This is a genomic window from Caballeronia sp. Sq4a (assembly GCF_023170545.1).
Classification (GTDB): Bacteria; Pseudomonadota; Gammaproteobacteria; order Burkholderiales; family Burkholderiaceae; genus Caballeronia.
Map to the genome: position 1 here is coordinate 107,565 of NZ_CP084250.1, position 19,493 is coordinate 127,057.

General features: G+C 64.2%; 18 protein-coding genes and 1 riboswitch. Of the genes, 2 read left to right on the forward strand and 16 right to left on the reverse strand.

The window, feature by feature from the left end:
* Positions 1 to 46: 46 nt before the first annotated feature.
* The 12 genes from bioB to LDZ24_RS00530 form a co-directional block, all read right to left on the reverse strand.
* Positions 47 to 1,078, reverse strand: coding sequence for a biotin synthase BioB (gene bioB / locus LDZ24_RS00475; protein ID WP_248320900.1), 1,032 nt, complete (start codon positions 1,076 to 1,078; stop codon positions 47 to 49).
* A 6-nt stretch (positions 1,079 to 1,084) separates the two neighbouring features.
* Positions 1,085 to 1,786 carry a dethiobiotin synthase gene (gene bioD, locus LDZ24_RS00480; RefSeq protein ID WP_248320901.1) on the reverse strand — a complete coding sequence of 234 codons (702 nt, stop codon included), beginning with the start codon at positions 1,784 to 1,786 and terminating at the stop codon, positions 1,085 to 1,087.
* Positions 1,787 to 1,793: 7 nt separating this feature from the next.
* Positions 1,794 to 2,984: an 8-amino-7-oxononanoate synthase gene (gene bioF / locus LDZ24_RS00485; RefSeq protein WP_248320902.1), complete on the reverse strand. Its 1,191-nt coding sequence runs from the start codon at positions 2,982 to 2,984 to the stop codon at positions 1,794 to 1,796.
* On the reverse strand, positions 2,981 to 4,288 hold the full coding sequence (locus LDZ24_RS00490; protein ID WP_248320903.1) for an adenosylmethionine--8-amino-7-oxononanoate transaminase: 1,308 nt from the start codon (positions 4,286 to 4,288) through the stop codon (positions 2,981 to 2,983). Before LDZ24_RS00490 ends, bioF begins: the two co-directional genes overlap by 4 nt.
* Before the next feature lie 291 nt (positions 4,289 to 4,579).
* Complete coding sequence (locus tag LDZ24_RS00495; protein ID WP_248320904.1) at positions 4,580 to 5,824, reverse strand: dienelactone hydrolase family protein; 1,245 nt, start codon at positions 5,822 to 5,824, stop codon at positions 4,580 to 4,582.
* A 327-nt stretch (positions 5,825 to 6,151) separates the two neighbouring features.
* Positions 6,152 to 6,571 carry a YchJ family protein gene (locus LDZ24_RS00500; protein WP_248320905.1) on the reverse strand — a complete coding sequence of 140 codons (420 nt, stop codon included), beginning with the start codon at positions 6,569 to 6,571 and terminating at the stop codon, positions 6,152 to 6,154.
* Entirely contained in the window at positions 6,568 to 7,176 is a 609-nt protein-coding gene (locus tag LDZ24_RS00505) for a glutathione S-transferase family protein (RefSeq protein ID WP_248320907.1), read from the reverse strand. The genes LDZ24_RS00500 and LDZ24_RS00505 overlap by 4 nt, the downstream gene beginning before the upstream one ends.
* A 28-nt stretch (positions 7,177 to 7,204) precedes the next feature.
* A complete protein-coding gene (locus tag LDZ24_RS00510) occupies positions 7,205 to 7,882 on the reverse strand; it encodes an SDR family oxidoreductase (protein ID WP_248320908.1) in 678 nt (225 codons plus the stop codon).
* 22 nt (positions 7,883 to 7,904) lie between these two features.
* Entirely contained in the window at positions 7,905 to 9,098 is a 1,194-nt protein-coding gene (locus LDZ24_RS00515) for an acetyl-CoA C-acetyltransferase (RefSeq protein ID WP_248320909.1), read from the reverse strand.
* Positions 9,091 to 9,864, reverse strand: a complete 774-nt coding sequence (gene can / locus LDZ24_RS00520) for a carbonate dehydratase (protein ID WP_248320910.1) — start codon at positions 9,862 to 9,864, stop codon at positions 9,091 to 9,093. The genes LDZ24_RS00515 and can overlap by 8 nt, the downstream gene beginning before the upstream one ends.
* A 28-nt stretch (positions 9,865 to 9,892) precedes the next feature.
* A complete protein-coding gene (gene aceK / locus LDZ24_RS00525) occupies positions 9,893 to 11,686 on the reverse strand; it encodes a bifunctional isocitrate dehydrogenase kinase/phosphatase (RefSeq protein ID WP_248320911.1) in 1,794 nt (597 codons plus the stop codon).
* A gap of 40 nt (positions 11,687 to 11,726) precedes the next feature.
* Entirely contained in the window at positions 11,727 to 12,149 is a 423-nt protein-coding gene (locus LDZ24_RS00530; protein WP_248320912.1) for a MerR family DNA-binding transcriptional regulator, read from the reverse strand.
* 106 nt (positions 12,150 to 12,255) lie between these two features.
* On the opposite strand from LDZ24_RS00530, the gene LDZ24_RS00535 reads away from it, so the two are divergent.
* Positions 12,256 to 13,329, forward strand: coding sequence for an MBL fold metallo-hydrolase (locus LDZ24_RS00535; RefSeq protein WP_248320914.1), 1,074 nt, complete (start codon positions 12,256 to 12,258; stop codon positions 13,327 to 13,329).
* An 18-nt stretch (positions 13,330 to 13,347) separates the two neighbouring features.
* Here the strand turns inward: LDZ24_RS00535 and LDZ24_RS00540 are convergent, their stop codons facing one another.
* Positions 13,348 to 14,943, reverse strand: coding sequence for an ABC transporter substrate-binding protein (locus LDZ24_RS00540; RefSeq protein WP_371747362.1), 1,596 nt, complete (start codon positions 14,941 to 14,943; stop codon positions 13,348 to 13,350).
* Positions 14,944 to 15,164: 221 nt separating this feature from the next.
* Positions 15,165 to 15,333: riboswitch (yybP-ykoY riboswitch) on the forward strand.
* Positions 15,334 to 15,428: 95 nt separating this feature from the next.
* Between LDZ24_RS00540 and LDZ24_RS00545 the strand changes: the two genes are divergently transcribed.
* A complete protein-coding gene (locus tag LDZ24_RS00545; protein WP_248320915.1) occupies positions 15,429 to 16,439 on the forward strand; it encodes a sodium:calcium antiporter in 1,011 nt (336 codons plus the stop codon).
* A 122-nt stretch (positions 16,440 to 16,561) separates the two neighbouring features.
* On the opposite strand, the gene LDZ24_RS00550 is transcribed toward LDZ24_RS00545, so the two are convergent.
* The 3 genes from LDZ24_RS00550 to LDZ24_RS00560 all read right to left on the reverse strand — a co-directional run bounded on the left by LDZ24_RS00550 (position 16,562) and on the right by LDZ24_RS00560 (position 19,315).
* Positions 16,562 to 16,861, reverse strand: a complete 300-nt coding sequence (locus LDZ24_RS00550; RefSeq protein ID WP_248320916.1) for a flagellar protein FliT — start codon at positions 16,859 to 16,861, stop codon at positions 16,562 to 16,564.
* A 33-nt stretch (positions 16,862 to 16,894) separates the two neighbouring features.
* Positions 16,895 to 18,337 (reverse strand): flagellar filament capping protein FliD, encoded by a 1,443-nt coding sequence (fliD, locus tag LDZ24_RS00555; RefSeq protein WP_248320918.1) that lies wholly within the window; start codon positions 18,335 to 18,337, stop codon positions 16,895 to 16,897.
* A 153-nt stretch (positions 18,338 to 18,490) separates the two neighbouring features.
* Complete coding sequence (locus LDZ24_RS00560) at positions 18,491 to 19,315, reverse strand: flagellin domain-containing protein (RefSeq protein WP_175939021.1); 825 nt, start codon at positions 19,313 to 19,315, stop codon at positions 18,491 to 18,493.
* Positions 19,316 to 19,493: the final 178 nt, after the last annotated feature.

Sequence of the window (19,493 nt, forward strand, 5' to 3'; positions counted from 1 at the left end):
CCCCCGCGGGGCTCGCGAGCACCGACGCAAGCCCCGCGCTTAACGCTCAATCCCCGCAGTGCCGCGCCGCCGTTTCGTGCGCCGCTTCCGCCCGCATTCCCAGCCGCTCGATGAGCTTCCGGTCCGCTTCCGCCTGCGGATTACTCGTCGTCAACAGTTGATCGCCGTAGAAGATCGAATTCGCGCCCGCCGCGAAGCAAAGCGCCTGCAACGCCTCGTTCATCTGCTCGCGGCCAGCCGACAGACGCACCATCGCCTTCGGCATCGTGATGCGCGCCACCGCGATCGTGCGCACGAACTCGAACGGATCGAGCGCCTCGGTGCCGGTCAGCGGCGTGCCCGCCACCTGCACGAGATTGTTGATCGGCACCGACTCCGGATACGGCTCCATGTTCGCGAGCTGCGAAATCAGACCCGCGCGCTCGCGACGCGATTCGCCCATGCCCACGATCCCGCCGCAACACACGTTGATGCCCGCATCGCGCACATGCTCCAGCGTATCGAGGCGGTCCTGATACGTGCGCGTCGAGATGATCTGGCCGTAGAACTCCGGCGACGTGTCGAGGTTGTGGTTGTAGTAATCGAGGCCCGCATCGCGCAGCGCCTGCGCCTGATGCGACTCCAGCATGCCGAGCGTCACGCACGTCTCCAAGCCCATCGCCTTCACGCCGCGAATCATTTCCTTGATCGGCTCCAGATGACGGTCCTTCGGATTGCGCCACGCCGCGCCCATGCAAAAGCGCGTCGCGCCGTTGGCCTTCGCGGTTTCGGCGGCCTTCAGCACGGCATCGACTTCCATCAGCTTGTCGGCCTTCACGCCCGTGTCGTGATGCACGGACTGCGGGCAGTACGCGCAGTCTTCCTCGCAGCCGCCCGTCTTGATCGACAACAGCGTGGAAAGCTGCACGGCGTTCGGATCGAAGTGCTCGCGATGCACGGTCTGCGCGCGATACAGCAAATCGTTGAACGGCAGTTCGTAGAGCGCGACGACATCGGCGACGCGCCAGCGCGCGGGCGCTTGCGTCGGCGTGTGTGCTTGGGCGTGTTGAGCCGTGCCGGCAGTGAGAGTCTGCGTCATGTGAGTTCAGTCCTTGAGATGAAGCGTGTCGAGCAGCGCGGGCACGTCGAGATGATCGGCGGCGCGCGCCGCATCGCGCGACGTGAGATGCGGAATCACGCCCAGAAGCGGCGCGGCAATGCGTTGCTTGAGCGTGGCGATGTTTTCGTCGGGATACAGCATAGTCGGATCGACGCGATTGGCCACCCAGCCCGCGAGCGTCAGCCCGCGCGCAGCAATCGCTTCGGCGGTCAAGAGCGCATGGCTGATGCAGCCGAGCCGCATGCCGACGACGAGCACCACCGGCACATTCAGCGCGACGGCGAGATCGGCGGTGTCGTGCGTCTCGTCGAGCGGCACGCGAAAGCCGCCGACGCCTTCCACCACGACGATATCCGCGCGCGTCGAAGCCTCGCGGTGCGCATCCACGATGCGCCCGATATCCAGCGCGATGCCTTCGCGCGCCGCCGCGATATGCGGCGCGATCGGCTCGCGCATCATGAACGGCGTGCGCATGTCGGGCGGCAGCGCGACGCTCGCGGCGGCGTCCAGTTGATCGGCGTCTTCGTTGTGCAGCATGCCGTCGCGCATGACGGCGCCCGACGCGATCGGCTTCATCGCGGCGGCGCGAAGGCCCGTGCGAGCGAAGCCGTGAAGCAGCGCGCAGGAGACGAAGGTCTTGCCGATCTCCGTATCGGTGCCGGCGACGAAAAGTGATAAAGCGGTCATAGCGTGTTCAAAGCGTATTCAAAGCGTGGCCGAGACGGTCGAGGTCTTCGCGACTATGCGCGGCGGAAAGCGAAATGCGCAGGCGCGACGTGCCGGACGGAACCGTCGGCGGTCGAATGGCGGGCACCCAAAGGCCCTGTGCGTCGAGCGCGGCGGCGATGGCGAGCGTCTCGTCGTTGCCGCCGATCACGAGCGGCTGCACCGCCGTTTGCGAATCCACCGGAAGCCAGCGCGTGCGCTTGAGCATGGCGCGCGTGGTGTCGATGAGCGTAGCGAGATGCGCGCGTCGCGCGTCGCCTTCATCGCCCGCAATGAGCGCGATGCTCGCCGATACCGCATGCGCGACCGCAGGCGGCGCGGCCGTCGTGAAGATATACGGACGCGCGCGCTGCACGAGCCATTCGACGACCGTGGCGTGCGCCGCGACGAACGCGCCCGCGACGCCCGCCGCCTTGCCGAGCGTGCCGACATAGACGAGATGCGGCGAGCGCAGCGCGAAGTGCGCGAGCGCGCCGCGACCTTGCGGGCCGAGCACGCCGAAGCCGTGCGCATCGTCGACGACGAGCCACGCGCCGTACTTCTCCGCCAGTTCGACGAGACCCGCGAGCGGCGCGATATCGCCGTCCATGCTGAAGACCGTGTCGGTGACGATGAGTTTCGTCGCGGTCTCGTCGCGCGAGGCATCCAGCATGGCGTCGAGCGCGGCGAGGTCCGCATGCGGATAAATCTGCGTCTGCGCGCGGGAAAGCCGCACGCCGTCGATCAGCGAAGCGTGATTCAGCGCGTCGGAAAACACGAGCGTGCCGCGCCCGGCCAGCGTCGTGAGCACGGCGAGATTTGCCATGTAGCCGGTGCTGAAGTAGAGCGCGCGAGGATCGTCGACGAAGCCGCCCGAGAACGCGGCCAGATGGTCTTCGAGTTGGGCATGAGCCCGCGAATGGCCGCCCAGCAGATGCGAACCGCCGCTACCCGCGCCGTAAAGCGCAGCGCCTTCGGCGAGCGCCGCGCGGATCGCTTCGTGCGCCGCGAGGCCGAGATAGTCGTTGCTCGCGAAGCCGATCATCGCGCGGCCATCGACGGTCATATGCGCGGAATTCGCGCCGTCGATGATCCTGCGACGGCGGCGCAAGCCGCGCGCGTCGATATCAGCGAGACCCTGATTCAGCGTCTCGTAGAGCGCCTGCGTGGTGTCGTTCATGCGGCGCACTCCGCGAGCGTGGCGTCGAGCGTATCGAGCGTGCGCCGCGCGAGCAGCGCGAGTTCGTCGTCCGAGAGGATGTACGGCGGCATCATGTACACCGTCTTGCCGATGGGACGCATCAGCAGTTCGCGCTGCAACGCGTTGGCAAAGAAGCGGCGCGAGAACGCGGCATCTTCTGTATCGACGTCGAACGCGAAGATCGTGCCGCGCTCACGGAAGTTGCGCGTGCGCGCGTGCTTCGCGAGCGGCTGCAATGCTTCGCGCAGCAACGCCGACTTGCGTCGGTTTTCGGCGAGCACGTTCGCGCTTTCGAAGAGATCGAGCGTTGCAAGCGCCGCGCGGCACGCGAGCGGATTGCCCGTGTACGAATGCGAATGCAGAAAGCCGCGCGTGATGTCGTCGTCGTAGAAGGCGGCGTAGATTTCGTCGCGCGTGAGCACGAGCGAAAGCGGCAGATAGCCGCCGCTGATGCCCTTAGACAGGCACACGAAATCCGGCCACACGCCCGCCTGCTCGCACGCGAAGAAGGTGCCGGTGCGCCCGCAGCCGACCGCGATCTCATCGGCGATCAGATGCACGCCGAACTCGTCGCAGAGCGCGCGCAGGCGCGTGAGATACGACGCGTCGTACATCGCCATGCCGGCCGCGCACTGCACGAGCGGCTCGACGATCACGGCGGCGAGACGCGCCGCGCGTTCGGCGAAGAGCGCGCGCATCGCGTCGATCGCCGCATCCACGCCCGCCGACGCCGGCGATGCGACCACATGCGCGTGGCGAATCAGCGGATCGTACGCGTCCTTGAACAGCGCGACATCCGTCACGCCGAGCGCGCCGATGGTCTCGCCGTGATAGCTGTTCGCGAGACACGCGAACTCGCGCTTCTCGCTCTGGCCGCGATTGCGCCAGACGTGAAAGCTCATCTTCAGCGCGATTTCTACCGCCGAAGCGCCATCGGAGGCGAAGAACGCGTGGCCGAGCGTCTTCTGCGTGAGCGCCGAAAGACGCTCCGCCAGTTCGACGGCGCTCGCGTGCGTGCAGCCCGCGAGCATCGCGTGTTCGAGCGTGTCGAGCTGATCCTTGAGCGCGCGGTTGATATCGGGATTCGCGTGGCCGAAGAGATTGACCCACCACGAACTGATGGCGTCGAGATAGCGGTTGCCCGCCGGATCGTAGAGCCACGCGCCCTTGCCGCGTGCGATCGGCACGAGCGGCATGCGCTCGTGATGCTTCATCTGGGTACACGGGTGCCACACGGCGGCGAGCGAACGCGCGACCCAGTCTTGATTGGCTTCTGTGTTCAAAACGGCTCCCAGGCCCGCGCGAACGCGAGCCGGCACATCGGGCAGGCGCGGCGGCCTGCGCTTTTCGAGGAAACTGCGCGAGAGTTTCGCGCGCTCCAATTATCCCGAAAATGCGCGCGGCCTTCGCTTTTCGCCCACCATTTGGACGATGCAGCCGCGCGCATGCGACGTGCGAAAACGCGCTTTCGCACGCAACTTCGCCGAACGCGACGGCTAATCGTAGGATAGCCGCCTCAAGATGCAAAAACGCCGGCGCAGCGGCCGGCGTCGTTGGAAGCGTGAACTGCGCGTTCAGCGCGAGGCCGTCTGCGTGTCCGCGCTGTTGTTCTTCCAGACCACCGCGTTATCGACCGCGTAGAGGCGGCACGGATCGCTGCTCTGCTTCTGGCAGCCGGCAATGGCCACGGCCATCGGATCGTCGCCGCCTTCGGCCCACGACCACGCGCCCGAGTCGGACACGGCGAACGCGCGGCTCGAATACTGGCTCAGGAAATTGCGATACCCGGCGCGGCCGGCTTCATCGACGAACGGAACCGACTGCACGGCGTCGAGGCTCGCGAAATCCGTGGCGTTCGGCGCGTGCGGCTCGGCGACCTGATACTGCACGGAGGTCGGCATGCCGACTTGCGCGAGGAACGCCTTCACGCGCGGCCACCAGATCTGCACGCCGTCGCGATCGCCGACGAGCCGGTGCGCGTCGTTCTTGTAGGTGCCGAAGTCGACCATGTTCGACCGCGCGCCGTGCGAGACGAACGCCGTGTACATCTGCGACGCGAGATCGCCCGGCCAGACCGAATCGTTATCGCCGTACAGCCACAGCGACGGCAGGCGGACATTCTCGCCATACGCGCCGAAGGCATCGACGAGATTCTTCTGCCAGCCCGCGCATTCGTCCTGCCGCAAGCCGCCCGAGAAATTGATGAGACCGCGCACGCCCGGCGCGGCGAGCGCATCGCGCGCGCCGTAGGCGATGGTCGTCAGCCCGCCGTGCGACGTGCCCGCGACGACGATATGCGTCTTGTCGACGTAAGGCTGCGCGCTCATGTACTCGACGGTGGCGGCGACGTCGCGCGCCTGCGCGAAACCGTTGGCTTCGACATTGCAGCCGTGGCCCGCATAGTCGCCGCCGGAGCCCGCGAAGCCGCGGCGGTTCGGCACGACGACGACATAGCCGTGACGCACGAACTCACGCGCGAGCGCGACCGGCCGGTTGCGCGGCTGGGCGTGCGAATCGCCGGGAAGCTTGCCGTGATTGAAGACGATCATCGGGAACGGGCCCGCGCCGTCCGGTTTAAAGACAGTGGTTTCGAGCGCGATGTCGTCTTCCGGCACCTCGATGACCGTTTCGTTCAGGCCATTCGCGACGACCGGCAGCCGCGCGTCGAGCGCATCCGGAATCTGGCTGAAGACGGGCGCCGCGAGCCCTTCGGATTGGCGGATGCCGCCGATCGGTTCGGCGTGCACGACGGACGCGACCAACGACGCCGCGAGCGAGCATGCCATGCTGCATCCGACCAACCAGGTTCTGATCGCCATCCGTGAACTCCGACCGCACTCGAATCAATGTGTTGATATGACGCGGACCCCGAATCGCCGGTTGAAGTCACAAGCTGGCCGCGCTGCTGACAATGAGCAGTGTGGAATGCCGGGCGTTGGAGTCATGCCTCGAAAAGGCATGACAAATGGCTTCAAACTGGAAAAAACGGGTGACCGCATTTGGCCGGGCGCGAGAATGACAGCGCCCTGACGCAAACACAGATTACCCGTTCAAAATTGCACTGCACAATAAAGGAAACCCCGTAACAGCTTAATCTGAAAGGAGAAGTTCAGGAAATTAATACCGTCTTGTTTTTAAGCGACGATTTACTTTTCGATGATGTCGCCGTCGATATAAATCCAGTGGCTTTCGGCATTGCGCGTGAAACGGCTCGCTTCGTGCAGCCGATGCGCGCGCCCGCCGACTTTGTATCGCGCGACGAATTCGACTTCTTCGTGATTGGCGTCGATAACCGCGTGCCGTTTGATCTGCAAGCCAAGCCAGCGCGTGCCGTCGCCGGAAGCGTCGAGGTCGGGCGGACAGGTCTTCGCGTCCCATGTCGCGCGCAGATAGGCGGTGTCGCCGAGCACATAGGCGGTGTAGCGCGAGCGCATGAGTTCCATCGCGTTTGCCGGAAACGCGCCGCCTTCGATGAAGCGGCCGCAGCAGTCCGCATAGCGCGGCGCGCGCGCGTCCGGGCGCCGCGACGGCGCTGCGCCGCCGCACGGACAGTCGACCGGCGTCATGCATCGACTCCCGGCATCTCGACATGGCCAGGCTGATTGCGCACGCGATCCAGCCACGCGCGAATGGCCGGATAGCGCGACAGATCGAGCCCCGCTTCGTCGGCCACGTGCGTGTAGGCGTACAGCGCGATGTCGGCCACCGTGTAGCGCTCGCCGACAAAGAACGTGCGCGACGCGAGATGCTGCTCCATCACGTCGAGCGCGCGATACGAACCGGCGGTCTTCTCGGGCAGACGCGGATCGTCCGGCTGCTTCAGAAACTCGCGGATGAAGCGCGCCACCGCGACATACGGCTCGTGGCTGTACTGCTCGAAGAACATCCATTGCAGCACTTGCGCGCGTTCGAGGCGATCGTCGGGAAGCAGCGCGGAGCCTTCGGCGAGATAGCAGAGAATGGCGTCGGATTCAGAGAGCGTCGTCGTTTCGTCTATGACGAGCACGGGCACCTTGCCGTTCGGGTTCAGCTTGCGGAAGGCGTCGGTGCGCGTCGCGCCGTGCATCATGTCAACTTCGTGCCAGACATAGGGCAAGTTCAGTTGTTCGAGCGCGAGCCGCACCTTGTAGCAGTTGCCGGACGCCGACACGCCGTGCACGTGATAAGTCATTCCCCGATTCTCCTTGTCATGGCGCGGCTCACCAGTCGAGCCGCGTGCCGTCGTACTGAATGAAGCGGCCGTTGTACTCGTCGCGCAGCGCGTGCGCTTCTGCAATGACGGCGCGCATGCCGGTGACGCTGCGCGCCACGTCGATGGCCGCGGAGGGCCCGCCCATTTCCGTGCGCACCCAGCCGGGATGCAGCGCGAGGCACGCCGAATGACGCGACTGCACCGACGCCACCTTCAGCGCCGAGTTGAGCGCCGCCTTGCTGGCGCGATACAGCCAGCCGGTCGTGCCGCTCGCCTCGCTAATGCTGCCCATCTTGCTCGACACGACGGCGAGCACGCCGTGCGCGGCATCGACGAGCGGCAGCAGCACGGGCATCAGTTGCATCGGGCCGCGCACGTTAGTATGCATGACGTGATCGAAGTCTTCGGCGCTGATGGTCTCGACGCCTTCGGTGCGCGGGCCGTAGACGCCGGACACGATGATCGCCACATCGAGCCGCTCCTCGTCGAGCTGCCACGCGAGCGCGGCGATCTGCTCCGGCTGCGTGACGTCGAGCGAAAAGGTCTGCGCGCCGAGCGCATCGAGCGCGGAAAGGGCGGCTTTGTCGCGGGCGGTGGCGAGCACGCGCCAGCCGTCGCGCGCATATTGACGCACGAATTCGTGGCCGATGCCGCGAGACGCGCCGAGAATCAGAGCGGTTTTCATCAGTCGTCCTTTGTTGTCTGTCTCAAACGAGTTCGATACCCATTGCCGTCGCTTCGCCGCCGCCGATGCACAGCGTCGCCACGCCGCGCTTGCCGCCGCGCGCGCGCAATGCGCCGATCAACGTCACGAGAATACGCGCGCCCGACGCGCCGATCGGATGCCCGAGCGCGCATGCGCCGCCGTTCACGTTGACCTTGTCGTGCGGCAGGTCGTGCTCGCGCATCGCGGCCATCGTGACGACGGCGAAGGCTTCGTTGATCTCGTACAGATCGACATCGTTCGCGCGCCAGCCGTTCTTCTCGAAGAGCTTGCGGATTGCGCCGACCGGCGCGGTCGTGAAGAGCGCCGGCTGCTGCGCGAACGTGCTGTGTCCGACGACGCGCGCAATCGGCGTCGCGCCGAGGCGCTTCGCGGTCGATTCGCGCATCATCACGAGCGCGGCCGCGCCATCCGATATCGACGACGAATTCGCCGCCGTCACGGTGCCGTCCTTCGCGAACGCCGGCTTCAGCGACGGAATCTTCTCGATGTTCGCCTTGAACGGCTGCTCGTCGCGCTCGATGACGATATCGCCCTTCCTGCCCGCCACCGTAACCGGCGCGATCTCCCACGCGAACGAACCGTCCTCGTTCGCGCGTTGCGCGCGGCGCAGCGATTCCACCGCGAACGCATCCTGCGATTCGCGCGAGAATTCATACGACGACGCGCACTGCTCCGCGAACGTGCCCATCAGGCGGCCTTTTTCGTACGCGTCTTCGAGGCCGTCGAGGAACATGTGATCGAGCACTTGTCCGTGTCCCATGCGCATGCCGCCGCGCGCCTTCGGCAGCAGATACGGCGCGTTCGTCATGCTCTCCATGCCGCCCGCGACCATCACATCCGCCGAGCCGGCGAGCAGCATGTCGTGCGCGAACATCGCGGCGCGCATGCCGGAGCCGCACATCTTGTTGATGGTCGTGCAACCGGTCGAGAGCGGCAGGCCCGCGCCGAGCGCCGCCTGTCGCGCGGGCGCCTGACCTTGTCCTGCCGGAAGCACGCAGCCCATGATCGCTTCGTCGATCTGCTCGGGGCTAAGCCCCGCGCGTTCCACCGCCGCGCGAATGGCGGCCGCGCCCAGTTGCGGCGCCGTCAACGCGGCGAAATCGCCCTGAAACGCGGCCATCGGCGTGCGCGCGGCCGAAACGATGACTACGGGATTCTCTTGTGTCTCACTCATGTTTTAGCTCCTGAATGACGCCCTGAATGACAGAGGGAACATCGCCGAGACGCGCCGCGTCGGACGCGATCACGTCGTTTTCCGCTGCATGTGCGCCGTCGCGTTTCAACGCGGCGAGGCACGATTGATACGTCGAATCCACTTTCTCCTGCGCGCTGATCATCATGCCGAGATTGCGCAGACGGCCGTCGTGAACGCCGTAGGTCCAGCCATGCACGGTGAGCGCTTGTCCACGCGACCAGGCGTCGTTGACCACCGTGGTGCGGCATACGTTGAGCGTCTGCTCGATGGTGTTCAGTTCCACGAGCCTGCGATGCCGCGCTTCGCCCATCGGCCATTCGTCGAGCAACGCGGCGTGCTTCTCGCGCACGTCCTCGACATGGCGCAGCCAGTTGTCCGCGAGACCCACGCGCCGCCCGACGAGCGCCGCGCCCACGCCCGAGCAGCCGTAATGACCGACGACCATGATGTGCTTGACCTTCAGCATGTCGACGGCGAACTGGATCACCGAGAGGCAGTTGAGGTCCGAATGCACGACCACGTTCGCGATGTTCCGATGCACGAACACCTCGCCCGGCGGCAAGCCGATGATCTGGTTCGCGGGCACGCGCGAGTCCGAGCAGCCGATCCACAGATACTCCGGCGCTTGTTGATGCGCGAGCCGCTCGAAGAACTCGGCGTCTTCCGCGAGCTTGCGCGTGACCCAGTTCTGGTTGTTCTCGAACAGATGAACGAGAGGATGGGCTTCGTTGGTGCGGTCAGTCATGTTCGTGTTCGTGTTTCAAGGGCGCGCGTTATGCAGCGCGCGCCGGTGCCTTCTGGAATCGCTCCGGATAACGGACGCAGAACCGGACGGCAGGGTCATAGGGAAAGAAATCGGCGATTTCGCCTTGCAGCAGTTGCTCCTTGTGACGCTGCCACAGCGCAGGGTCGAAGAGATCCGCGTGATGCCGCATGAACGCTTCGCGCACGCGCGGATCGCCGAGCAGGAAGGTGCCGTACGTCTCGGGAAAGATATCGTGCGGCCCGACGCTATACCACGGCTCGCCGGACAACTCGTCTTCCTCGGTGCGCGGCGGCGGCACGCGGCGCACGTTGCAGTCCGTGAGGTACTCGATCTCGTCGTAATCGTAGAACACCACGCGTCCGTGCCGCGTGACGCCGAAGTTCTTGTACAGCATGTCGCCGGGAAAGATGTTGGCCTGCATCAACTGTTTGATGGCGTCGCCGTATTCGCGAATGCCGTGGTCGATGTCGTCGGCGTGGCCGTTCTTCAGGAACAGATTGAGCGGCACCATGCGCCGTTCGATATACACATGGCGGATCACGAGCTTGTCGCCTTCGTATTCGATCATCGATGGCGCTTCTTTCTCCAGTTCGCGGATAAGCGCGTGATCGAGGCGCGCAAGCGGCAGCGCGACGCTCGAATATTCGAGCGTATCGGCCATGCGTCCCAGCCGGTCGTGCCGTTTCACGAGCTGGTACTTGTCCTGAATCTTCTCGCGCGTGGTTTCCTTCGGCGGCGGGAAGGCGTCCTTGATGAGCTTGAACACATACGGAAACGACGGCAGCGTGAACACGATCATCACGAGTCCCTTGATGCCCGGCGCGATGATGAACTGATCGCTCGAATGCTTCAGATGATGCAGCAAGTCGCGGTAGAACAGATTCTTGCCCTGCTTTTGCAGGCCCAGCGACGTATAGATTTCCGCGTTCGGCTTCGCCGGCATGATGGTGCGCAGGAAGTGAACGTACGCGGACGGCACTTCCATATCGACCAGAAAATACGAGTGCGCGAAGCTGAAGATGATGAGCAGTTGCTGGCGCTCGGTCAGCACCGTATCGAGCGCGAGCAGCCCACGCTGCGTATGGCGAATGGCGATGGCGAACGGCAGCAACGAATCGCCATGAATGATGCGCCCGATGATATACGCAGCCTTGTTGCGGAAGAACAGCGACGAAAGCACGTGAATCTGGAAGTTCGGCGCGGGCGCGAAATCGCCGAATGCATTGCGCAAGGATTGCATCACGCACTGCACATCGCGCGTCAAATCTTCGAACGGCGGCTCGAGCTGAAAGTTCGTGACGATACGTTCGAGCGTCGCGGCGAGGCCGTCGGTGTCCGGGTAATACGCGCGATACGTCGGCTTCGCGGCGGGCTCGTCGTTCTCGATGTATTCGGTCGAGATCGCCGGGCGCACGAAGATGAAATCGTTGTTGAAGTACGAGCGATGCAGAATCTTGCAGCACACCGAATTAAAAAACGTCTCCGCGCATTCCGGCTGCCGATGCGTCGTCAACAGGCCGATGTAATGCAGCTTGATTTGCTGCCAGACGTCGTCGTCGATATGCTCGGCGTCGTATTCGTCTTCGAGACGCGCCACGCATTCCGCCACGCGATCGTCATACGACGCAATGCGCTCGCGAGCCAGCCGCGCCAGCGCATGCCAGTCGCCGCGTTCGAAGAGCGGCTTCGCTTCGATGGCGGCATCGCGAAACACGCGGTAATGGCGATCGAACCCTTCGAGCAGCGTCTGCGCGACATCGAAGCCGATTTGCGACGAAAGCAGCTTGGGGAAGTGGTTCATGTCGGCGTGCGCGGGTCGTGGGTCGCGGGTTGAGCTCACATCATGCGGCTTTCGCTCGGCGGGCGCGCTTGTCCATGCCCGCTGCGAGCAGCGCGCGGCCTTCCTTCTCGTACGCGGCGAGTTCGGCGAGCGTCGTGTTGATGTCCTCCAGTTGCCGTTCGAGCACTTGCCGATGCGCCGCAATGGTGTCCACGAAGCCGCGCAATTGCGCGGTCGTGCCGGTCGGGGAATCGTAAAGGTCGAGCAGCGTGCGAATCTCCGACAGCGTGAAGCCGAGCCGCTTGCCGCGCAGAGTCAGCTTCAGGCGCGTGCGATCCCGCGACGAATACACGCGCCGCAGGCCGTTCGTGCCTTCGCGTCGCGGCGCGAGGAGACCCTGATCTTCGTAAAAGCGAATGGCGCGAGGCGTGATGTCGAATTCGCGCGCCAGTTCGGTGATCGAGAAATGCGTGGGCTGAGTCATCGGGAAAGCGCCGCGCGCCGGAGCGCGTCCAACGTTAGAATGACGTTTACGTTATCGTCAACTTCGCCGGATTGCAACGCGGCGCAAACCCTCAGAGCACCGACCGATGAACGCACTCGAACATCAGCTCGACTACGTCTTTGCCGACGAAATGCCCGCGCCCGGCGGCGCGAAAGAAGTGGCGCCCGGCGTCTACTGGCTGCGCATGCCGCTGCCATTCGCGCTGGATCACATTAACCTGTGGCTGCTGCGCGATGAAATCGACGGCGTGAAAGGCTGGACCGTGATTGATTGCGGCATCGCGAACGAGAGCATTCGCGCGAACTGGGAGCGCGTGTTCGATACGGTGCTCGACGGTCAGCCGGTGCTGCGCCTGATGGTCACGCATTGCCATCCGGACCATCTGGGACTCGCGCACTGGATCTGTCAGGGCGGAGACAAGAAACGCTGGAACGTGCGGCTGTGGATCTCGCTCGGCGAATATGCGATGGGCCGCGTGATGGCCGCGGGCGACGGCTCCAACGCGGGCGGCGAGCGCGCGGCACAGCACTTCGCGGCGCACGGCCTGACGGACGCGGCATCGCTCGATGCGCTCAGGAAGCGCGACAGCTATTACCCGACGCTCGTGCCCTCGATGCCGCGCGAATTCCGCCGCATTCGTGACGGCGACCGGCTGCGCATCGGCACGCGCGAGTGGGAAGTGGTGACGGGCTACGGCCATTCGCCGGAGCATGTTGCGCTCTACTGCGCGGCCGACGAGCTCTTCATTTCCGGCGACATGGTGCTGCCGCGCATCTCGACGAACGTGTCGGTGTTCGCCATCGAGCCGGAAGGCAATCCGCTCGCGCTGTATCTCGAATCGCTTGCGCGCTATGAAGCGATGCCCGCCGATGTGCTCGCATTGCCCTCGCACGGCAAGCCGTTTCGCGGCGTGAAGACGCGCATCGCGCAGCTTCGCGAGCATCATCGGGCGCGGCTCGCGGAAGTGCGCGAGGCGTGCGCGGCGAAGCCGTGCAGCGCCGCCGACATCGTGCCGATCATGTTCAAGCGCGCGCTCGACATCCATCAGATGACGTTCGCGCTCGGCGAGGCGCTCGCGCATCTGAACTTGCTATGGCTCGATGGCACGCTCGCGCGCCGGACCGGCGATGACGGGGTGATCCGCTTCTCGCCGGTCTGAGCTTTCGCGCTTAACGCGTTACTGCACTGACACCACGCCGAAGTTCTGCCGCCCGAACGGGCTCACGTTATAGCCACTGACGTTCGTGCGCGTGAGCGCGGCGGCGGTCGGATACACGAGCGGAATCCATAGCGCCTGATCGTGGATGATCTTTTGAGCATCCACGTACGCCTTCGTGCGTTTGGCGATGTCAGGCGTCGCCTTGCCGTCCGCGATCAGCTTGTCCAGTTGCGGGTCGCAATAGCGCGCGAAGTTGATGCCCGACTTCACCGCATTGCAACTGAAGAGCGGCGACAGATAGTTGTCCGGGTCGCCATTGTCGCCGGCCCAGCCCATGAACAGCATGTCATGCTGGCCCTGCTTCGCTTCCTTGATCAGCTCGCCCCATTCGATCACCTTCACCTGCGCTTTCACGCCGATTTTCGCGAGATCGGCTTGCAGCAGTTCGGCGCCCGCTTTCGGGTTCGGATTCAGCACGCTGCCGTTCGGACGCACCCAGATGGTCGTGTCGAAGCCGTTCGGAAAGCCCGCGTCGGCGAGCAGCTTCTTCGCGCGGTCCGCGGAATACGGATACGCCTGCACGTTCTTGTCGTAGCTCCAGGTGTTCGGCGGATACGGATTCACGGCGGGCGTCGCCGTGTTGTCGAAGACGGTCTTCATGTACGTCGTGCGATCGAACGCCATGTTCAGCGCCTGACGCACCTTCGGGTTGTCGAGCGGCTTCTTCTGCGTGTTCAGCGCGACGAACGCGGTCATGAACGCGGGCGTTTCGCTGACCTTGAGCGAGCGGTCCTTCTTCGCGTCGAGCACGTCCTGCGGCTTAGGTGAAAGCGCGATCTGGCATTCGCCCGCCTTGATCTTCTGTGCGCGCACGGTGGCGTCCGGCGTGATCGCGTAGATGAGGCGGTCGATCTTCGGCTTCGGGCCCCAGTACGACGGGTTCACGTCGTAGCGTATGACGGCATCCTTCGTATAGCTCTTCAACACGAACGGACCCGTGCCGATGGGCTTGCTGTTCAGGTCTACCTGCTTGTTCGCCTTCAGCAACTGGTCCGCATATTCCGCCGAATAGATGGAGGCGAAGCCCATCGTGAGAATCGGCACGAAGGTCGCGTTCGGCTCGTTGAGGTCGAACTTCACGGTGTGGTCATCCACCTTCGTCACGCTCTTGATGAGCTTCACGAGGCCCATCGACTGCGCGTGCGGAAAGCCGCTCGCGCCCGCGACCTTGTGCCACGGATTGCTCTCCGACAGCATGCGATCGAACGTGAAGACGACGTCGTCGGCATTGAGCGGACGCGTCGGCTTGAAGTAATCGGTGCTCTGAAACTGCACGTTCGGCCGCAGATGAAACGTGTAGCTCAAACCATCGCTCGATACGTCCCATTTCTCCGCGAGCGATGGCGCGACTTTCTTCGCCGCTTCGTCGTAAGAGACGAGCGTGTTGAAGATCACGTCTGCCGATGCGTTCGTCGTGACGAGCGAGTTGAACTGCACGACGTCGAAGCCGTCCGGGCTCGATTCCGTGCAGACGGTAAGCGGCTTGGACTGCGCGAGCATGGGCGCGGCCACGGCGAGGGCGGCGAGAAGGGCAGGCAAGCGTTTGATGCGCATGGGTTCTCCGGTCGGCGGGAGCGCGCTGTCGCACGCGCTCCGTGAATCACACAGCGTTTGTTCTTGTTGCTCGATGAATCCGGTCGCGCGATGCCGAGCAAGCACCGCGCCCGCGCGCGTAGATTAGCGAACGCGCGGGCGCGCGACAACGAACCGTTGCGCATACCGATATGTCCCGCTGCCTGCGTCGGCTTGCCGAACGCGACGCGTCACGCTACACTGCCCCCGTCTTTGGGGAGTAGCCTTCCTTCCGCTTGCGAAGGAGAACGCGTCAACATCCTCGGCTCTGCTGCCGTGGCGCGTTCGACCGGTCCGGTTTGGCGAGACCACTGATGTGCCACGTCGTTCTTGGTCGGACGGCGCGTGGCGCATCATGGTTCGCTGACGTCCGACCGTGGAATCATCGTGTCCCCGCAACCACAAGACCTCATTCGCTCACGCGCCGACATCGTCTGCGTGCCACGTCGCGCCATGCGAGGTGCCGCATGACGATGCTTTTCCTCCAACTCGCGTTGATGCTCGCGATCATTCTGATTGCCTCCGAGCTGTTCACCAATGCGCTCGAACATCTCGGCGAACGGCTCGGCATTTCGGAAGGCGTGACCGGATCGCTCTTCGCCGCAGTCGGCACGGCCTTGCCGGAAACGACCGTGCCGATCATCGCGCTCTTAGGCGGCACGGCGAGCCGCGCGGTCAACGAAGAGATCGGCGTCGGCGCGATTCTCGGCGCGCCGCTCATGCTCGCGACGCTTTCGACGTTCCTGATGACGCTCGCCATCGTGAAATCGCGCGGCTTGCGCGGCGTGATCGAACCGGAGCGCAGCGGCTTCACGCGCGACCTGAACTTCTTCCTGTTCGCCTTCCTGATCGCGGCCGGCGCGATGTTCGTGCCGCATCACGCATGGCAAGTGCGCGCGCTGTTCGCTGCGGGACTCGTCGGCTTGTACGTGATCTATGTGATTTCGACGTTCAGGGCATCGGCGAATCTCGTCGAGAGCGGACACGGCACCGAGGCGCCCGAAACGCTCTTCATCTCGCGCGTCGGACTCAAGACGAATCTCGGTTCGATCATGCTGCAATTCCTGATCGGCATCGTGTTGCTGGTGGGCGGCGCGAAGGGGTTCATTCACGGCGTCGAGGGCGTCTCGCAGGCACTCGGCGTGTCGGCGCTGCTGCTGTCGCTCATTATCATTCCGATTGCGACCGAACTGCCCGAGAAGGTGAACAGCATTTTGTGGGCGCGGCGCGGCAAGGACACGCTCGCGTTCGGCAACATTACCGGCGCGATGGTGTTTCAAGGCACGTTGCTGCCTTCCATCGGCATCATGCTGACGCCGTGGGAGCCGCGCGTCGAAGTGCTGACCGGCGTGCTCATCACGCTCGCGGCGGCGGCGTGGCTGCGGTTCCATGCGAGAGGGAAGGGCGTCGCGTTGTGGGCGCTGCTCGGCAACGGCGTGCTGTACGCGGCGTATCTCACGTTGACGCTCGGGCGCTAGGCTCCCGCCACACGCCAAATAAAAATGCCCGCGCGAGGCGGGCATCGAGAGCGAAGCTGCGTCATTACATCGACGCTTATTTGTTGTTGTTAGTCTATATAACGGCGCGGGACAGCGAAACTTTAGAGCCGCGCCGTTTGTTGATAACGGCTTGCCGCGTCGATGCGCGCGGTCGCCTCGCGAAAGTTCTTGCCGAGCGACATGCGCGCGGCTTGCGCCGACTGCATCAGCGCGGCATCGAGCGTCAGGATGTCGCTCGCGGCCTGCAACGTCGCCGGATCGAGGTCGTTCTGCAATTGCATGATGATCGGCGAACGCAATTCGCCCAGGCGCGCCGCTTCGATCCAGTCGCCGGCGGCCGCGGCCGCGGCCATGGCGCGCGTGAGCGATACCGCGTTCGTCAGCTTGTCTTGTTGGCTCACATCTTTCTCCGTGCGAATCGGCTGACGCCTGCGTTACTTGTTGGTCGCGAGCGCGCCGGCGCTGTTCGTGCCGCCGAAAAGCTGCGTCAGGTATCGCGTGTTGTTCTGCATCGTCGCCATCAGCGTGTTGAGCGCCGTGAACTGCGCGTTGTACTGCGACGTGAGGCTGTCCGCGTAGGTCTGCAACGTGGCCGTCTGCGTGGTGAGGTTCTTCAGGTCTGCATTGATCGCGGTCGTGCGCGTATCGATGATGCCGCCCGTTTGCAAGAACGACGTGATCTTCGAATTGAGCTGCGTGCCGATGCCGTTCGTCTGGTTGAAGAGCTGGCCCACGCGCGTCGGGCTGTTCGAGAGCGCGGTGGAAAGCGTCGAATCGTCGATGGACAGCGTGCCGTCGTCCTGAAGATCGATGCCGATCGACGCGAGGTTCGTCGTCGTCGAAGTCGAACCGGAACCCGAATTCACGCCGCTCGTAATGATGCTGGACAGCGAACTCTGAATGCTCTGGAGCATGGAGTCGCCGAGCAGCACGCCGCCTTGCGAGCCGGCGCTTTTCGTGGAGTCGAACGACGACAGCGCGGCGGCCTGGCTCACGAACGAGTTGTACGCGTCGACGAAGGCCTTGATCGTGCTCTTTTCCGTGGTCGTGTCGGAGGACACGGTCAACGTCTGGGTCGATCCGGCCGCCGCCGATGCGAGGTTCAGCGTCACGCCGCCGATCGCGGTCGTGAGCGTGTTGGTCGTGCTCGTGACGGCCGTGCCGTCGACCGTGAGCGACGCGTCCTGCGCGGCCGACGTCTGCGTGTAGTTGCTGCTGCCCGTGCTGTACGAAAGCGACGAATCGACGCCTGCGCCGGCCGTGACCGAAATGGTGTTGGCGGCGCCCGTCGTCTTAGACGCGAGCACGAGATGCTGGCCGTCGGTGCCCGTGACGATGGTCGCGCTGATGCCGGGGTTGTCGCTCGCGGAGTTGATCGACGACGCGATGCTCGCGAGCGTGTTGGTGCCGTCGAGCGTCACGTTCATCGAGCTCGATCCGAGCGAGAGCGAGAGCGTGCCTGTGCCGAAGGTGTCGGTGGCGGCGTGCGCCGTCGACGAAATCTTTTGCGCGCTCGCGATGTTGTTGACCGTGATCGCATACGAACCGGCCACCGCGCTCGTGCCGGCCGTCGCCGTGAGTCCGCTGCCGCTTGCCGTCGCCGTGTACGCGGCGAGTCCGGTGCCGTCGGAAAGACTCTTCAGCGCGGTCTGCACCGATGACAGCGCGGACTTGATCTGCGAGACGGCGGACAGAAGCGTGTTGTCGCTCGCCGTCTTGTTCGCGATCTGCGTGGCCTGAGCGGTGGTCTTCGCGGTGACGAGCGAGGAAACGAGCGTGGATACATCGAGCGTAGAGTTCGTCGCGCCGCTGATGATGGACTGCGCGGCAGCGGCCAGTGTGGCGCTGACGTCGGTACTCGAGGTGGTGGTGGTCATCGGATGCTCCGGACGGACTGCCTTATCTGTTTGCGAGCTTTCGTGAGCGCAGCGCCGATGATGAATGTCGCTGCGCTAACGAAAGCTGGGAGGCGGGCCTCCCAGTGAACTGCCGAACCCCGCCCATCTTGCGGCGGGGTAGGTCACATGCGCTTAGCCGAGGAGCTTCAGCACTTGCTGCGGCATCGAGTTCGCTTGCGCGAGAACCGAGATACCCGCTTGTTGCAGCACTTGAGCCTTCGACAGGTTCGCCGTTTCTTGCGCGAAGTCTGCATCGGTGATGGCCGACTGTGCTGCGTTCAGGTTGGTCGACTGCGATTGCAGGCTGGTAACGGCCGACGTGAAGCGGTTCTGTTCAGCGCCGAGCGTCGATTGCAGCGTGTTGACGGTGTCGAGCGCCGTGTCGACCAGGCTGATCACGGACTGCGCGCCGCTTGCCGTGGAGATGTCGACCGATGCCGAACCGAACAGGCCGGTCTGGCTCATCGCGGTGCTGCCGAAGTCGACGCTCAGCGTCTGGTTCGCCACTGCGCCGATCTGGAAGGCCACCGTCGAGACCGAGCCGGACAGCATGGCTTGGCCGTTGAACGTCGTCTGGCTCGACACGCGGTCCAGTTCGCCGAGACGCTGGGTCACTTCCGTCTGGAGGTAGCCGCGCTGCGTGTCGGAGAGCGAACCGTCGGCTGCCTGAACGGCCAGCTGGCGAATACGCTGAAGGTTGTCCGTCGTGGAGCTGAGGCCGCCCGACGCCGTTTGAATCATCGAGATCGCGTTGTTCGCGTTCGACACGCCCTGGTTCAGCGCGTTGACGTACGACGTCATGTTCGTCGAAATCGCCAGACCTGCTGCATCGTCAGCGGCGCTGTTGATGCGCTTGCCCGACGAGAGGCGGTTAATAGCCGACGACAGCGCGCTTTGCGAACCTTGCAGGTTCTTTTGCGTCGTTTGCGACAGGGTGTTGGTGTTGATGTTCAACATTTCAAATTACCTCGTTGGTAAAGGCGCTACTAGTCTGAGTCTGAATGCGGCGTCGCGATGTTTAATGTGATTCGCTGACTGCCTTACCTAAGGATTTCGGCCCACGGGAAAGAAACTTTAGGCCGAAGATCGAATGCGATTCGAATTTTCACGGAGTCTGCCGGCGCCTTGGCCGGCA

Coding starts and splice junctions, on each gene's coding strand:
- LDZ24_RS00500 (WP_248320905.1), bottom strand. CDS start 6,571: ATGACGCCGGTCGACTGTCCGTGCGGCGGCGCAGCGCCGTCGCGGCGC.
- LDZ24_RS00535 (WP_248320914.1), top strand. CDS start 12,256: ATGAACGCACTCGAACATCAGCTCGACTACGTCTTTGCCGACGAAATG.
- LDZ24_RS00515 (WP_248320909.1), bottom strand. CDS start 9,098: ATGAGTGAGACACAAGAGAATCCCGTAGTCATCGTTTCGGCCGCGCGC.
- LDZ24_RS00545 (WP_248320915.1), top strand. CDS start 15,429: ATGACGATGCTTTTCCTCCAACTCGCGTTGATGCTCGCGATCATTCTG.
- bioF (WP_248320902.1), bottom strand. CDS start 2,984: ATGAACGACACCACGCAGGCGCTCTACGAGACGCTGAATCAGGGTCTC.
- can (WP_248320910.1), bottom strand. CDS start 9,864: ATGACTGACCGCACCAACGAAGCCCATCCTCTCGTTCATCTGTTCGAG.
- aceK (WP_248320911.1), bottom strand. CDS start 11,686: ATGAACCACTTCCCCAAGCTGCTTTCGTCGCAAATCGGCTTCGATGTC.
- LDZ24_RS00505 (WP_248320907.1), bottom strand. CDS start 7,176: ATGACTTATCACGTGCACGGCGTGTCGGCGTCCGGCAACTGCTACAAG.
- fliD (WP_248320918.1), bottom strand. CDS start 18,337: ATGACCACCACCACCTCGAGTACCGACGTCAGCGCCACACTGGCCGCT.
- LDZ24_RS00560 (WP_175939021.1), bottom strand. CDS start 19,315: ATGTTGAACATCAACACCAACACCCTGTCGCAAACGACGCAAAAGAAC.
- bioB (WP_248320900.1), bottom strand. CDS start 1,078: ATGACGCAGACTCTCACTGCCGGCACGGCTCAACACGCCCAAGCACAC.
- LDZ24_RS00510 (WP_248320908.1), bottom strand. CDS start 7,882: ATGAAAACCGCTCTGATTCTCGGCGCGTCTCGCGGCATCGGCCACGAA.
- LDZ24_RS00530 (WP_248320912.1), bottom strand. CDS start 12,149: ATGACTCAGCCCACGCATTTCTCGATCACCGAACTGGCGCGCGAATTC.
- bioD (WP_248320901.1), bottom strand. CDS start 1,786: ATGACCGCTTTATCACTTTTCGTCGCCGGCACCGATACGGAGATCGGC.
- LDZ24_RS00495 (WP_248320904.1), bottom strand. CDS start 5,824: ATGGCGATCAGAACCTGGTTGGTCGGATGCAGCATGGCATGCTCGCTC.
- LDZ24_RS00540 (WP_371747362.1), bottom strand. CDS start 14,943: ATGCGCATCAAACGCTTGCCTGCCCTTCTCGCCGCCCTCGCCGTGGCC.